12 protein-coding genes and 2 pseudogenes are annotated in these 15,039 nt (G+C 37.5%); 3 read left to right on the top strand and 11 right to left on the bottom strand.

Translation table 11 applies throughout. From position 1 onward, the window contains the following. Nucleotides 1-1,566: 1,566 nt before the first annotated feature. A pseudogene (locus RMY64_RS04645) lies at nucleotides 1,567-1,704 on the bottom strand (transposase); the annotation flags it as partial. A 144-nt stretch (nucleotides 1,705-1,848) separates the two neighbouring features. On the opposite strand from RMY64_RS04645, the gene RMY64_RS04640 reads away from it, so the two are divergent. Continuing rightward, nucleotides 1,849-2,043, top strand: coding sequence for a hypothetical protein (locus RMY64_RS04640; RefSeq protein WP_322672776.1), 195 nt, complete (start codon nucleotides 1,849-1,851; stop codon nucleotides 2,041-2,043). A gap of 103 nt (nucleotides 2,044-2,146) precedes the next feature. Here RMY64_RS04640 and RMY64_RS04635 read toward each other — a convergent pair whose 3' ends face one another. Continuing rightward, nucleotides 2,147-4,153, bottom strand: a complete 2,007-nt coding sequence (locus RMY64_RS04635) for a TnsD family transposase (RefSeq protein WP_322699430.1) — start codon at nucleotides 4,151-4,153, stop codon at nucleotides 2,147-2,149. 173 nt (nucleotides 4,154-4,326) lie between these two features. Between RMY64_RS04635 and RMY64_RS04630 the strand changes: the two genes are divergently transcribed. Next, complete coding sequence (locus RMY64_RS04630; RefSeq protein WP_322672778.1) at nucleotides 4,327-4,566, top strand: hypothetical protein; 240 nt, start codon at nucleotides 4,327-4,329, stop codon at nucleotides 4,564-4,566. Then, nucleotides 4,563-4,727, top strand: a complete 165-nt coding sequence (locus tag RMY64_RS04625; RefSeq protein ID WP_322672779.1) for a hypothetical protein — start codon at nucleotides 4,563-4,565, stop codon at nucleotides 4,725-4,727. The genes RMY64_RS04630 and RMY64_RS04625 overlap by 4 nt, the downstream gene beginning before the upstream one ends. Before the next feature lie 709 nt (nucleotides 4,728-5,436). On the opposite strand, the pseudogene RMY64_RS04620 reads toward RMY64_RS04625, so the two are convergent. The 9 genes and pseudogenes from RMY64_RS04620 to RMY64_RS04580 form a co-directional block, all read right to left on the bottom strand. Continuing rightward, nucleotides 5,437-6,452: pseudogene (locus tag RMY64_RS04620) on the bottom strand (ISAzo13 family transposase). A 254-nt stretch (nucleotides 6,453-6,706) separates the two neighbouring features. After that, a complete protein-coding gene (cas5, locus tag RMY64_RS04615) occupies nucleotides 6,707-7,348 on the bottom strand; it encodes a type I-MYXAN CRISPR-associated protein Cas5/Cmx5/DevS (RefSeq protein ID WP_322699429.1) in 642 nt (213 codons plus the stop codon). A gap of 1 nt (nucleotide 7,349) precedes the next feature. After that, nucleotides 7,350-8,324: a DevR family CRISPR-associated autoregulator gene (locus RMY64_RS04610; protein WP_322699428.1), complete on the bottom strand. Its 975-nt coding sequence runs from the start codon at nucleotides 8,322-8,324 to the stop codon at nucleotides 7,350-7,352. A gap of 56 nt (nucleotides 8,325-8,380) precedes the next feature. Then, complete coding sequence (gene cas8a1 / locus RMY64_RS04605) at nucleotides 8,381-9,916, bottom strand: type I-MYXAN CRISPR-associated Cas8a1/Cmx1 (protein WP_322699427.1); 1,536 nt, start codon at nucleotides 9,914-9,916, stop codon at nucleotides 8,381-8,383. A gap of 58 nt (nucleotides 9,917-9,974) precedes the next feature. Further along, on the bottom strand, nucleotides 9,975-10,706 hold the full coding sequence (gene cas6 / locus RMY64_RS04600; protein WP_322699426.1) for a type I-MYXAN CRISPR-associated protein Cas6/Cmx6: 732 nt from the start codon (nucleotides 10,704-10,706) through the stop codon (nucleotides 9,975-9,977). 140 nt (nucleotides 10,707-10,846) lie between these two features. Further along, a complete protein-coding gene (locus tag RMY64_RS04595; protein WP_322699425.1) occupies nucleotides 10,847-11,794 on the bottom strand; it encodes a TnsD family Tn7-like transposition protein in 948 nt (315 codons plus the stop codon). A gap of 4 nt (nucleotides 11,795-11,798) precedes the next feature. Beyond that, entirely contained in the window at nucleotides 11,799-13,466 is a 1,668-nt protein-coding gene (locus tag RMY64_RS04590) for an ATP-binding protein (protein ID WP_322699424.1), read from the bottom strand. After that, complete coding sequence (locus RMY64_RS04585) at nucleotides 13,450-14,343, bottom strand: Mu transposase C-terminal domain-containing protein (protein WP_322699423.1); 894 nt, start codon at nucleotides 14,341-14,343, stop codon at nucleotides 13,450-13,452. The genes RMY64_RS04590 and RMY64_RS04585 overlap by 17 nt, the downstream gene beginning before the upstream one ends. Continuing rightward, nucleotides 14,327-14,986 (bottom strand): TnsA endonuclease N-terminal domain-containing protein, encoded by a 660-nt coding sequence (locus RMY64_RS04580; RefSeq protein WP_322699422.1) that lies wholly within the window; start codon nucleotides 14,984-14,986, stop codon nucleotides 14,327-14,329. The genes RMY64_RS04585 and RMY64_RS04580 overlap by 17 nt, the downstream gene beginning before the upstream one ends. Nucleotides 14,987-15,039: the final 53 nt, after the last annotated feature.

Here is a 15,039-nt window from a genome sequence, read left to right as displayed (position 1 = left end):
TCCTTTAAGGAATGCTTTTTTTACAGGAAACAAAGTAATAATTTTTCTCTAACCCTGTTACTTTTAATAGCTTCACTAAGCGTGGTTGTTTAGAAATTAGATAATATTTTTTTTCGAGCAAATATTCGTGTTAGTACAATATAAGTAAGTGAACTCCTCTTTGAACTTTTTATCTGTATCTCTATTACTACGCAATTGTCTATGATTAAACTTTAATTAATGGTATTTAATTAATCGCATCCTTCTGTTTCATTGGGTTAACTCTTTTTGCTGATTTGAATTTTTTAAATACTTGGTATGTTATTTAACTGCATTAGCCCACCCTACTTAAAGTAGATTTTTTAAGAATTACAATTATTTAGTTATATTTTTCGGAAAGTACAGCTATATATCAAAGATTCTTACTCAACTATTTCAACTATTTTTTGGGTTTCCACTTTTTGAACATCACTAATTGTTTCTATGCTAAATAGACTTTTTGGCTCCTCTGTAATGGATAAATATTGAATTACTGAATAACTATTGGGACTTAGACAAAAAACACCCATAAAATAGTCTCAAATCTATATACAGAGATATTTTGACATCGTTTTGCTTGGTTTATTGATATATCTAGGTTTGAGCCATTTTTGAGCTAATGGTGTATTTCCCTTGCCCTGTATGGGCTTGAAGCTTGTTTCTGCCTCAAAAATGTTTAAGTCCCGCTATTACGAATTGCTTTTTACTCCGTTCTGCATAAATGTCCTTGAAAATCGCTTCAATTTTATATTGGGCTACAATATTTCTCGACAATTGTTATCAGACTAGCAGGGATTTCTACGCTCCAAAGGGTTTCAGCAGGCTGTGATAGTAGCTGCAACTGTGGCATAACTACCCTCCTGATGTGATTAAGATTATGCCAGAAATACCATCTAACCCAGCCAGTTTTTACGGTTTCATCTATTGAACTTACCTCAAATTCTTACAGTATTAGTTAAGGAATAAAGTGAATATTGACGGCAATCCCTGATATTTAGTAGTACAGAGACTTACTTACCTGATGATCTTTAGAAGTGAAGTAAAAGTTTACCTTTAAATAACCAGAGGTAAGCTTATTTAAAGGTAAACTTTTACTTTAATCTATAAATCATCTCAGATTTGCCAATAAAATGCAATACTACTTAAGAAAATTAAGCAGGTAGTTAAGCAGGTAGTTAAGCAGGCAGTTAAGACAGTTAAGACAGTTAAGACAGTTAAGACAGTTAAACAAATAATAAAGATATTTAAAATAGTTAGTGAATATTGAACAAAAATTCAGAAGTCAGAATCCCTCACGAAGATTGATTCTGACCCACCGCTGATTGAAGACCACCAAATTTACGATTTCGTGGGGGTTTAAACCCGTTTATTCATCCGCCACTCGTACAGAATTCATACCTGTTTTCTGGCTCCTAGATTCTGTTTTGATAATTATTCTTTGGAAGTCTCCTGAAGCCAAACTTTCGCCCGACAAACACGTTTCCTTTGTGAGAGAGAGCTAGACTAGCCCTTTCAAGGTGCGACCAAACGAAAATCATCACTTGCCTGCCAAGCGGGAAAGTCCCCAGGCAACGCTCGCCATCTCACTCCTTCGACCAAAACATAAAAAATCGCGTTTAAGACTTCCCACATATCAACTTCACGTTTGCGACCACCGGGTTTGGGTTCTGGAATTAGGTCACTCATAAACTCATAACCCCATCAATGAGGTTACTCAGATGATTGTACAAGATGAGTTTGACAACCAAGCCTCGGCTCAAGCAGAGTTTGAGGAATATGTTGACCACTTAGCTGACGCACGCAGTAGCGCCAGAAATTGAAATTGACTCAGTGCCAGACGATTTGGGAGAACTGTATCGAGTTTGGAACGGTTCCCAACTTCTGGGAACTTTTTACCAGAATCTTGAAGGCAAATGGATAGCGCAACCCTGTAATAGCGATAAAAGACATTGCTGTGACACTTCTGATTCAGCGCTGCTTTTGATTATTGCTGTCAACGGCTTACTGGTCGCGGATGTAGCTTAGAACTCAATATTTTTGTCATCACTTAGAGACGTGGATTTAACACGTCTCTTTCTTGTTTGAAGCTTTTGATCAACAGAACTATGATCAAGAAAATATTATTAACTTAATACGGTTGCTTATAAAGCTCATTTTCTAGAGCTGCTTGTACTCTCTCAGAGCAATTTCCTCGTAGCGCAGCCAGCCTAATCACCTTCCAAGGCTGAATTTCTTCTCCGCAATCATCAAGCCGCTTAATTGCCCATTTAATACGCCGAATCTGAAAATCCTCTACAGTTTCTGTGACTGATTCTAAATAAACCTTAGTCAGTGGCATTTCTGCCAAATGTTTTTCGAGTAGTGCTAGTAAGCCAATATTTTTCCCTATCTTGCCAATAGTTATTCTCGCAGGTTTTTCTGCACTCAGAAGCGATCGCACAGCATTTTTTACCTTTTCGAGAACTTGCTTGTCTCTTTCTACCCAGTCAACTTTACCGACGGAAGGGAAAGGCATTTTTAAAGAAGGCGAATTTTTGTTGAGCCACTCTTTATCGTTTCTGTATAGCCAAATATATGTTGCCTTAGCTAATGCCCTGAGAGTAGTTTTCGATGTCTCTGGGTACTGCTTTTGTAAAGCTTTCCAAGCTTCCCTGTATTTTACTTTGCGATCGCTGGCTAAATTTAGATTTGAGTCTAAAACTTCCTCTAAGTCTACTAGCTGATTTTCCTGTGAAGATTTCCAAAAAGTTTTTAGCTTAAGTATGGCAGTATAGCGTTTTACTGTTCTGGAATCGACCTTGAGTTGTCTTGCTGTCTCCCGTAGACCTAACTTTTGGATTTCTACCAGTTCTTTTAGCTTTTGCTCCCAGAATTGACCGTATGTCAAGACTTTGCCAATTCGCTGCTTATCTTCATCAGTTTCATCAGGGCCAGTTCTGCAATAAACCATCCCACAGGAACAATAAAAAGCCGTTAGGTACTTTTTATTATCCAAACAGTGAGTGACAACAAGATTAGTTATCACTGGCTTGAGGTAGTGGTCTACCGCAGCATTTAGACACAGCCAAGACCCCTCACCAAAAGGTTTATACTGATAATCCGTATTGAAAAATTCCTCGATAGAATTCGTCAAAAATCTAATTACCAGTAGATGTCTGATGGAATGAAATGACTTTCTATGCTTCCTAACAATGCTGAATAGCCAGTTTTGCTCATTTTCGTAATTCACCATTGAGTTAACAGCCTCAAGCATTTCAGCACCATAAAAGAACAAGAAATTATCTAGTAGCCTCTTCTGGTTTACTCGCCCGGTTGCCGTTGCAAAATTTTTTTCAATCAATAAAGCTATATATTTTCTTTGAAACCACTCTAGTTCTTTAGAGAAAAGATTACTAGTTATCAACCATGAAATATCTTGAGCCAGCAGTCGTAACTTCTTTAAAGTCTCTTGACTGTAAGTCTGTTGTATCGGTACAACAGGACAGTTTTCTTGGCTTGTAGCATAGTATTCATGCCTGTTAAAACCTTGCATAAAAATTGTACTATCTTGCAAAGTCACACCATGAACTGGGCAAACTAGAACCCCTGGTGTTTGGTGTAGTCTATGCCAGTAGGACTCACCATAGTTTTGCAAATCTTCTTCCAAACATTTTGGGCAAAATCGTAGATACCTCTGCATCTTCAACGAACTTGCCATAATTCCGGTTCTGGTATGAATATCTCCTCCGAAATCTGCTTTCATAGACTCCATCACCTGGCTGGCTCTTTTTGGTGGTAGGAAAACACTGTAGAAAGGATAGAGGGTATATTTATATATCAAATCTTCTACTTGATAATTCGAGATAAATTGTAGATTCTCAATCAACGAATTAAGGTTAGAAGGTAAGTCAACAGTAGCTATTACATCTTGAGAATTAAATAGCTCTCTTAGAGTTATTTTTGGACTTGTGTTACCACTCCTAATGTGGTAGCGAGCCAAGATACTGTATAAAATTTCATCTGGATAAGGGGCTGGGAAAAAGCCAAGCATAGATTCTTTCTTATGTTGAAACCTGAAAAGAATATTTTTGTAAATTCCAAAGTGTTTCAAGTTTGTGGCGATCGCCTTCCACACCTTTCTCTCTACAGCAAACAAAATTATGAGGATTTTTGTCCTCTATCATCAAAAATTTAGGTATTACACAACGCCTATATTATTAATAATTCAGGTATTACACAATAACTAAATATCTTTGAGCAATTTATAGAATCTACCCGTAGTGCTTGCTGTTGACTATGATTTAGGAGGTGTGTAATAGCTGGGTACTAATGGGAAAGAAAGGGCAGAAAGGACAAAAAGACGTACCAGAGATGTACGACGAGGTGAAGAAAAGGGTCAACCTAGCCCTTACTCCCACTGGTATTGAAGGATTAGATGCGATCGCTTCCAATTTTGATATAAGCAGATCGGAGCTTGTGGAGAGAATTGGCAGACGACTGATTTGCCTAGATGTAAATTCCTTCACTGAGGAGGAGATGGAAGGCATAAAAAAGCACTGGCTGAATTGATTGCTATTTACAGCGATCAGTTGAACGGTCAGGGTTTGTTTACTGGTCTTGGTGCAGTTGAGGGCGATCGCAAATTGCAACTACAGAAGCAGATTGAGCAATGGGAACAAATTCGCACAAAAATTTCGCATGAAGAGGAGAGGCTTGAAGGAAATTTTTGAAGCATAAACTATGGCAACGAGAAGTAGGATCTTGTTTAACGCCTGACGACATCTAATGTTAAAGAACCGCGATCGCCTCCTGCACCAATTGAGCAGCCGAGGACTGCTCAACGTCTGACGACATCTAATGTTAAAGAACAGGGTTCTTTTGTTTGTCCCCATTCAAACAGGCAAACTGCTCAACGTCTGACGACATCTAATGTTAAAGAACTGCTTGCTGCTTGGTGCGACCCCCATCATTTCTGTCCTGCTCAACGTCTGACGACATCTAATGTTAAAGAACTTATATTTTCGCCAATCATAATGAAAACGCTGAATTGCTGATTCAGTAAAGAATACCGACTTTTTATCTCTTTATGTCGGCTCAACAAGCAGATATCCTTGTCAAAATCTAAATATCCTCTTTTTTCAACTAGTTTGAATTGTAGTCCACGATAAATCCGGTGGTTGCCATAGTTGGGACTCTTGAAGCTCATAACACTGCCAGCGCGTTTTCTTAGGGACTTCCAAAGAATAAATTGTCCCAAAAAACTAATCTTTTAGCAGTTAAACAATAATGATAATCATTATTAGGGAGGAGAGCGGCAGCCGACGGCTGCCGCTCTCCTCCCCCTTTGTAAGCATGAAAAAATCTACACTCGCGGGAGCAAATCGCAAAGTGAAGTTATGTTTATTTAAGACTATAAAGCTATAAATTACTATTTATAACTTACGTTTTGGCAAAATTAATATCAATAAACCAATTACCTAAATTAGGGAAAAGTTCGTTTTGAGAATGAGTCAAACGCTCAATTTGTTTCTCAATTTCCGACATAGATTTTTTTGTGAGTTTCACTCCGGTGGCATAAGTCCCCGTAACTAACTTAACAATTGGATGTTTACCCTTCCATGTCATACTAGCAGCGAAGTTTAAAGCCGTTTCTATTTCATCTAAAATGCTACCATTCCAATGATTTTCTAATACTGCCCATGTCCTCTCTATCGGATTATATTTGCTATGGTAAGGAGGATAATAGGCTAAACGTATATTCAATGAGTGTTTTTGGGCGAACTCTACTATCCGTTTCATGAATTGGGTACGCCGAGAACTATTCTCTGGGCCATTATCTTGATTAAGCAGTAGAGTTTGAATATGCGAAAAACGAGATTTTTCTTTTAACCAAAAATCCTCTAAAACATCAACTATAAAATCGCTTGTAACTTTCGATTCGGTAAAATATAAAAAAAGCTCATCTAGTTCTGGAAGGAATATTCCGTAAGGAGTTACGGTTGTTTTGGGATGATAATCATGGTCATCAGCTTTAACCGAAGCCCGGCTTTTACCTCCTCGGTCAAATGAACCAATTTTGACGCGAGCTTTCCCATCCAGCGAGAGACGTAAAATACTTTTGTCTTCAGACGCATTTTGATTTACTATCTCTAGTTGCTTGAAGATTGCGTCGGTTTGGGGAATTTTTTTTGAGGTTGAACTTTTGCTACTCTTCTCAAGTTATAGCCCAATTCATTAAGTTTTAAACGAATCGTTTCTGACGTAGGTAAATCTTCATCACTATAACCATATCTTTCTATTAGCTGCTTTTTAACTTCAGTCGCTCCTAAACGAGTATATAGTCTTTGACTTTTAAAAGTTGGGTCTGTCTGACTTTGGGAATCTACTATATTTTCTATGTCTGTTAAAAGATTTGGTAAGTGTAATTCTGCTTGATAGCGTCCTTTAGCACTCATATTATCAACACAAGTAATGCCGCTTGTTAATTCTTTCATCCCTTTACGGATAGTAGCTCGATTCCAGCCCAATTCTATTTCTGCAAGTCTCTGCCCTCCTAGACCTAAACCCTGTACTGTTGACGCTAGAAATTTGCGTTTTGCAGCTCCTTTTAATTGAGATGCTGTTTGTTTCAATAGTTGTTTCAGTGAAGAAGTTAATACTATAGACACCCCTGCTGCACCCGAAATTTCAATTATTATTACTGAATTTACTACAAAAAGGGAGAAAGCGGCAGCCATCGGCTGCCGCTTTCTCCCTCTCCTACAATGATTATCATTATCTTTTGCTGGGATGTTTTATTTTTTGGAAGTCCCTTAGACCCAACATGGTCAACCCAGTAAGGTAGGGTTAGCGAACCATCTTCATCTGTAACTAACCACCACAGCGACTCAGCATGATAGTTCTCAGGTAAAAGGGTAACAGTATTGATTAGATCCCGACTTTCACCTAAACACAGTCCACCAAATCGATTGATAGAAGCTGGGTTCGCAAATGCCTGCTGCAAAAGTTCTGCTAAAGTAGGCTTTGCTTTGTCTGTTTTCACCCAAACTACAAACTCAACGTTCGTTAGTAACTCTTGGTAATCAGGTTTAGTATTCTTAGGGTGATGAATATCTTTCGTTTTAAACCTGCGAAAAGTCCGAATTACAATAGATTTTTCTGGTTTAGACAAGAGCGCGATCGCTAATTGAGTTCCACAATGTTTATAACGATTTGTCTCACCAATCAGAGAAAGCAACATCCCGTACACCGTAGAAGGCGGAGGTACTAGATACGTTTCAGCGTATTCTCTAGCACGGGATTGACGAAAGCAAGCAATAGGCACTTCAACTTTCAAAACAATTGTCGTCATCTTAATCGCTCCCCGATGACAACTGCAAATCTTCAGCAATGACCTGTTTTAATGCTTTGACTGCCGACTTCACTCCAGGAAACACATTTGCTCCCAAATCTTCTAAACCCTGAGAAATTAAGCCTCCAATCCATAATTCTTTGGGATCAATATCTCCTACCTCTACCTGTCGCACTAAGTTGGATACTGACAAATTTCCCAGTTCGTCTTGCTCAAAGCAATATAGAAAACGAGGGGAAAAATCATGTGTCCACCGCAGTACAATACTTTCAGGGGAGAAATCATACAAAAAACGGGCATGATTTCCCGCCACTTCACCAATCGAAATCAAACCATCTAGAACAGCATGGATGCGAGATTTATCTTTGAGGCTATCAGGTGTCAATGCAAAACCATATTGATAACGAGTAGCATGAATCTCTGTGGCATAAAGAGAATTTCGTCCTTTGGCTCCACTGACAGCATTAAAAGTAATATTCCCAGCAAAGGGTATCATTGACACTGCACGAGTAACTTCTAATACACCTCGTCTAGCAGTTATTTTTCCTTTAGGCTTTTGCTTGCCCTTACGTGGAGAAGTTTGCTTATCTTTACCTTTAGAACTTTTTTTGCTCTCATCTTGAGATGCTTCCTCGGCATCGCCTCCAGACTCATCTGACGCTTCCACTTTTGCTGCTTCAGCCTGCATAAATCCCAAAACATCATCATCAATGAAGCGAATATCATCAAAGTTGGGGTCTTGCCAAACATGATCCGCTACTGGTTGAGCGTTCTCATCCCAACGTCGATTCACCGGATAGCCAACATTTTGCCAGTAGTACCGTAACGCCCAACGAATCGCCTCAGATGAAACAATAGTATGAACTTCACCTTTCCAATTCAATTTTTGTAAGGGAGTTATATTACCTTCATTTTCCCCACGATTATTAGCTGCGGTTCCATAGCTAGTCAAAATATTACCGAATAAATGAAACATTTTAAATTGCCTATTAAATTCATATTTTGTGTTTTTTAAGCAAAAAAAATGTGTAATTATTCACTATTAGAATCAGAAATTTCCAATATTTGTTTCTCAACCATCTTGCTTTTTGGATAACTAGCAATAGCAATAAAAGTTAAATCTCTGGCAACTTTCCAATCCATTATGCCAGAAGTTAATGGCAGTAATTCTTCCCAGTGTTTTTCTAGAATGGAAAGTTGACCTGCTCTTCCCCAAAACTCCGCAATAAATTTCCGAAAGTTTTCAGCATTTGTACAACGTCCTAGTTGCGATAAAATACGTATATTTTCTCGCTCAATTTGAGCATATTGACCTTCCTTTGTTCGCCCATAAATTTTAGCGTAGATTTTCTTCAATGCCTCATGACAAGCTTTAATAAAGAGTTTTTGACTTTCTAGATTCCATTCAGCGTTTTGAATCATCTTATAAACTCCATCATTAGTAATAAATTTAAATAAATTTTTATTTTTAAAAATTGTATATAAATTAGCCCACCAAGGAAAGCCCTTTACTAAGTTATCGGCAATTGTTCCCGTAAATACATCGCTAATGATAAAATTTTTATTTTTATACTGAATAATTTGGTAATCTGGAAAAGAAATCCGACTAAGCTTATAGATAAAATCTATTATTTCAGTCGCTTCTACCACTGCTATTTCTATGCGAGTTTTTTGCTGCTTTGACCAAATTACCGTTCCAAACAACATGACCTGGCATCGTTTTACTTGATCGGGCGTAGTCAGTTCTATAATTGTTTCGTAAGTAAGGAATCTTAATGCAGCATCTCCTAAGCTAGATACATGGAAATCCTTGTAATCTAAGTTTCCCAAATTCCAGTATTCCTGGGCATAAATTTCTAAGTCAACCACTTCAGGTATAACTAGGGCATATTGTGTCTGTTCCAGTTTGATGTGCGATCGCAAAACAAAGTAGTGGCAAGCAACAGGAGCATATAAAAGAGCAAAAGCCAATTGTGGTTTCTCTTCAAACTTAGTTTTTTTTGTAAAAGCGACATGACGAACTACAGATCCTGGATATAGCCACCCTGCTACACCAATTGATTGTCCTAATAATTGACCTTGTTTATCACAGAGTTGTTTAGCAAAATGTTGATGAGCATAGGAAACTGCTTTCTTATACTCGACATCGATTTCTATACCATCAACTATTAATGACCAGGATTTACCGCCGTCAAATTTAAAAACCTGGTTATGTTGGAGAAACGTTCCTGTTATTCCCAAGTGAATATTAATTTGGGTTTCAATATTGATTGAATGCGTATTTAAGCCTGTCAGCGAAATTAGACCTTCTTCATTAATCTGAAAAGATTGCTTTAGCAGCCAGTCTAAAACTACGAAATCCTGCCCTTGCCATTCAAGGCTAATACTGCGAGGAGTCAGCAACCAAGTTAAATTACCAGGTCGTTCCGCAGGTATTGGGTATAGTTTTTCTAGTTGCTTGAGCGTCATCCACAGCCCTGCTATGCCAGCACGATGTATCCAAGTTATGCTTGGATCGCCCAAATTTAACTGAATTTTGGGGTTGACAACACTAGCTACTACGGACATCTTATTTATTTCTGGGAAATACTCTCAAACTTATATTGGGTAGTAGTTAAAAGCAGCTTTAACTTGCGTTTCCCTTTCTCTTCACAGGCACAAAAACGCCACAGCCCATCTTACGTTTTCCCCCAATGCCATATCTCAGCAATGTTAGCGAATCTTCATCGTTGAGATTAATGATTTCTAACCCAAAACCCACAACAGTAAAGCGCTTAATTTTGATACTTCTACGTTTTGGACTACCATCAGTATTTTTGGTAATAAAGGCTTTCCCCTGTATACCCTGTTGTTCTAACTGACGCTGTGCTGCTGCTAAAAACGACTCCGGTTCTTGATAACCCTGGATAATCACTATACGCGATCGCAGTCTCTCAGCAGGCTCAAGCAAATAAATTTCAGGAATTCCTAAGCGAATTGTATGCTTACCAATTTTCAGCGACTTACCTGCTAACGGATAGATTAGACTGATTTTGTCCACAGGTAGGCGAATCTGAAGCCTAGAATTATCAGTCAGATGAATCTGACCATCCTCGCTGGGAATACCTGCAATAGTGTGAATACCCAATGTATCCATGTCGTGAACTTGGGATTGAAAATGAGCGATCGCAGAATACAACTCATAACCGTGATCCACAGGTATAGTCTGACCAATGATGCTAAAACGTAATTCAACCCAGGGTAACTTAGGCGTTAAAGTTTCTTTTGGGTAGGTTTGGGTTAAAGTTTCTGTTATGGGGGTTTGGGTAGGTAAGCTAAAATAGCTACTCATCTCTTTCACCATATCTTGTTGAACCAAACACACAAAATCTTAGGCTACTCATTCTTATTTCCTTAGAATACCCGATAGTTTTATATATAAGTTTTTATTAAGCGAAATTAACAATAATAATATTTTGTAATAAAAATGGTTTTAACTATAAAACTGCCAACTAATATTTACCTAAAAAATTTTTCTAGAGAGTTAGCTAGAAAATTTATAATTAGAATATGTATGATTCGGTCAATGACTGGGTTTATATCACAGGCTAGCAGGCAATTAAAAAAATATTTATCGGGATTTTTAATACAATTTTGATTAATAGTTTCAAAAAAGTCTTGCCCATAAAAGTTAAAGATAGATTTAGAAAAATCTTTCTCTTTAAATATAAATTTACTACCTGGAAAAAGTGTGATTAATTTTTTATTAACTAAATAATGCTTATATTGGCTGCGAAGCCAAGCTAAACCTTTAAAATCCATATTATTACTAATTAGCCACTCAACTTCCCTGGCTAGCACTATTAATTTTTGTAAAGTTTCTTCTGTATAATTTCTTGTGTTCGTATTGAGAATACAATTATCTGGACTTGCAGCATGATAGTGTGTGTTTCGCGTTTCGACAATAACTGAGCTATCATATAGAGCTGAATTATGAACAGAGCAAACCATTACACCAGGAATTTGGTGAAACCGATGCCAGTAACCTTCTCCAAATTTTTGCATATCTTCTTCCATACATATAGGACAAAACTTGAGAAACTTTTTTGCTCTATCGGTAGAGTTAAAAGCTACTTTAGCCATCTCTAAGATAGAGCCATTTAGTTTTTTCTTCATTGACTCTCTTACTACCCAAGCTTCCTGTGGAATTAGAAAAGTCGCATAAAAAGGGTATAAACTATGATTTTGAATTATATTTTCTACAGTCTGCTTTGAACGCAAGGGTAAGTTATTAACTAGATAATTTAAGTTACTAGGTAAAATAACTCTACATATTTGTTGAGAATAATATCCAAATAGCTCTATTTCTGTTTGCCTGAAACTTGTGTTACCACTCCTGATATGATATCGAGCTAAACCACTATACAAAAGCTCATCAGGATAAAGTTGTGGAAAAAAACTGAGCATAAGCCTACTCAATATTGATAAAGTCTTGAAGTGGATTTTTAATTATATCTGCTGTTTTTAAGTCTTGATAAGCAGGAATTTTTTTATTCTTGGCATTCTCGACAATTTGGCGAATATCATTACTCTGATATTTTGGCTTTGTTTTGCGTATGTTCGTCTTTGCAGTGCCTTTCTTAACTGGCTCGCCTTGCAAAGCATAAATATATGCTTCTTTTACCAACGAAGGAATATCTGCATTATCTTCATTAATTGCAAAAACTTTTTCAGCACACTCTTTAGCTACAGAAGGCTCTACATCTAACTTCACAAGTTCAACAATAATATGACGTAGCTTTACTGATTGATTTCCCCTGTTTTGCTGCTTACGTCCTAATCTGCGAACTTCTTCTAAGTCCCTAGATTCAAGCTCAGAGAAACACTTGTTTTTATATTCTATAGCATCAATGGGAGCAATATCTTTGTATTTAATCATCCAATCCTCATCTCCTGACCTTATAGCATCCAGCATTGGTTTGACTAAATATAGTCCATCTTTTGCTGATTGGTGAATTAGGTCAACAGTAATTTTCTCATCACCTCCGAGCGAAATTGCCCTCCATTGAATCATTTTATAGAGCTTGATAGCAATATCAATAATTCCTTGACACTCGTAGTAGAAAGCTTTGTTAATTTCATCAGAAAAATCAACAGGAGTTTTTGTCCACTGATACTCCCATATTCCCGTGAGGAAGAAATCCCAGTCATCATCTTGAAGCATTCTCTCCCAAATGACACTTCCTTGCCCTGTTCCTCTTCTAGCATTCCGAAAATTACCTTGTAAAATTGGAAAAGCTTCGTTTGTTCCCACTCGAATTACTGGAACTCCGATAGTGTTATCCATTTTGACTAAAAAATTTAATAAATCATCTCTATTCCTTCTTGCGTTCACCAAATTTTGCATTTCATCTATAACCAAAACTCCTAAGTGATGGGTATGAGCAATTTGGGCAACTTGAGCTAACATATAGTCTTCTGAATTACCTCTAGAACCAAATTTCTTGAAGTAGCTAGTTCCAAGAAGCCTGTCAACAGCAAGAAAAATATCAGTACACAAACCTTTCAAAGAGCGGGGACAATCAACTTTCAGCCAAACAATTTGGAAAGTAGTATATTCTGGATGAAGAATGACCTGCGGGTATAAAGACAAAATATTCAGCAGATTAGTTGACTTGCCCATTCCTGATGGGCCAATCAGTGTCAGCCCTGATGCAGAGGTAGGAACATAAACATAATTTTCCAATGTTTTACCGCCGCCATCTTTTATAGCATCATAGATTTGCCTTGACCTACGTGTATATTCTGGCTTCAAAATATTTCGAGCTATATAGCCTTGCATAATTAACACAGCAATTACCTTCTGTAGCTCGATTGTCTTATTCTGTGGATCAAAATATCTCGATAATCGTTCAATGCAATGAAATCTATACTGTGGCTCTAGCTCCGTCTCTACAGAATCATAATCAGGCACTTCTGTCACTCTTTCAACAAACTCATCTCTTGAAAGGATAGGAGGTAATGCCTGAACTAAGGGATTAATATTATATTCAGCTAACTTATGGTCATTATATTTAGCAATAGCAGCCCAATCACCATTTGGAATTTCAACCCATTCACGCTCATTCTTTCCGTCCACGTTTACGCTCCAGTCGTTTCTGCTTAAGAATATCAAGATGATTAGGTTGCAACGAATTGGGTGGTTTTAAGCTTTCATTGTTCGTCTCTACAGCTTCCGTGCTAGTTGGAGTTTCTGTTTTTGCTAGCTCAAATCCCTCATTTTCACGCCGTTTAGCCTTTTCAAAAGCCCTGTTTTCTCTAATACCAGCAACTTTTTTGCTCTTACTTAATGGTTCATCCTGAGCCGCCTCAGTCATGTTTTTTGCTTTACTAACTATATGTTCTATATCTGCTATTAAATCAACTTTTTCTTGTAGTGTTTTGCCTTGAGTTTTTTGCTGTTGTAATTCTTCGTAAGCAAGCATATACTCAATATCATAAAAGTTTTTGTTAATGTATCTACCTTCTGGGTCAAGAAGAAAACACTTTTCAAAATTTCTACCATCCTCTAATGGGAGGTAAATAAAATTAGGGTTCCTAATATCGTAGGAAACTATTAACGATTTCTCTGATTTAGAGAGCATATTGCTTCTAGCTTTTTCAAACCATTGTTCCTTTTCTGCTTGATCACAGCTATAGTACATATTCTTGCCTCTGAGTTTAATGCCTTTAGCAGTGATGGTGGCTTTTTCAGTTGGCATTAGATTTAATTTGACAATATCTTCAGAAAAGCTTCTAAGTCTACCAGAGCGATTAGCGATACCCCACTTCCATAACTCTCTAGGGATAGGAGGTACATCATCAGCAATCATCGCTTCATCCCTCTCATATTCATTAAGAGGTTTATTATTGTGAAAAATAATTAAACGAATAATAATTTCAGCAAATTGGTCTATATCGAGTTTACTATCCAGTCGATAATCTCTTGCGCCTCTTTGTCTAAAATCTGTATCCACATAACCAGGTAAGAAAGGCTTTTAAAATAGTTGCTAGCTCATGTAATTGAGCAATATCCATCTCAGAGTTTGCTTCTAATTTATAGGCAGAATGAATCCACTCAACATTTTCCGCTAATAGCCTTGGAATTTCATTTTCTGTAACAATTCCCCAGTCTATGCTTTTTGCTAAGTAGTACCGCCTCTCTAATTCCAATTTTTCAATTACTCGCTTTTTCTCTAGCTCTGTTGATTGCTTAACTGTTCGGGCAATCTGAACCTGCTTTCCATTCTGATTTACTGTAAGCATGAAATCAGTTGTTAAGACATAAGGAGTACCACTTTGTAGGTCTACAGGATACTTTATACCCATCTCCGTAGCAATACTCATCGCTAGGTCAAGGTCGTCTAAAGGGAATTGCTCTCTTGTATCTGTGACGACATCTGACCACTCAAATAAATAAAATAATCGTTTTTCTTGGTCTGACAAGAAATGATGTACTCGGTTGCTTTTCCAGCCAGGAGTCCTAGACGACCGACCTTTCGAGGGAAAATCTTGGATTGTAATCCAGGGTTTATAGTCTTTACCACTCCCGCGCCCACGACCTTCTTTTCTATAGCGCTCAAATTTGGCTTGCGTCCATTCTCCTCTGCCTCTAACCATAAAAATAACCCCTGAGAGCGATCGCATATCTTCTTAATACAAGCGTACTCTGT

The sequence above is a fragment of the Nostoc sp. DedQUE08 genome (assembly GCF_034530895.1).
Taxonomy (GTDB): domain Bacteria; phylum Cyanobacteriota; class Cyanobacteriia; order Cyanobacteriales; family Nostocaceae; genus Nostoc.
Note: the sequence above shows the minus strand (reverse complement) of the source record. Positions and strands in the feature narration are given on the sequence as shown.

What these genes read in the sequence shown, in the direction of transcription:
- RMY64_RS04630 (WP_322672778.1), top strand. Translation starts at nt 4,327, where the DNA reads ATGGGAAAGAAAGGGCAGAAAGGACAAAAAGACGTACCAGAGATGTAC.
- cas5 (WP_322699429.1), bottom strand. Translation starts at nt 7,348, where the DNA reads ATGACGACAATTGTTTTGAAAGTTGAAGTGCCTATTGCTTGCTTTCGT.
- RMY64_RS04610 (WP_322699428.1), bottom strand. Translation starts at nt 8,324, where the DNA reads ATGTTTCATTTATTCGGTAATATTTTGACTAGCTATGGAACCGCAGCT.
- cas8a1 (WP_322699427.1), bottom strand. Translation starts at nt 9,916, where the DNA reads ATGTCCGTAGTAGCTAGTGTTGTCAACCCCAAAATTCAGTTAAATTTG.
- RMY64_RS04595 (WP_322699425.1), bottom strand. Translation starts at nt 11,794, where the DNA reads ATGCTCAGTTTTTTTCCACAACTTTATCCTGATGAGCTTTTGTATAGT.
- RMY64_RS04580 (WP_322699422.1), bottom strand. Translation starts at nt 14,986, where the DNA reads ATGGTTAGAGGCAGAGGAGAATGGACGCAAGCCAAATTTGAGCGCTAT.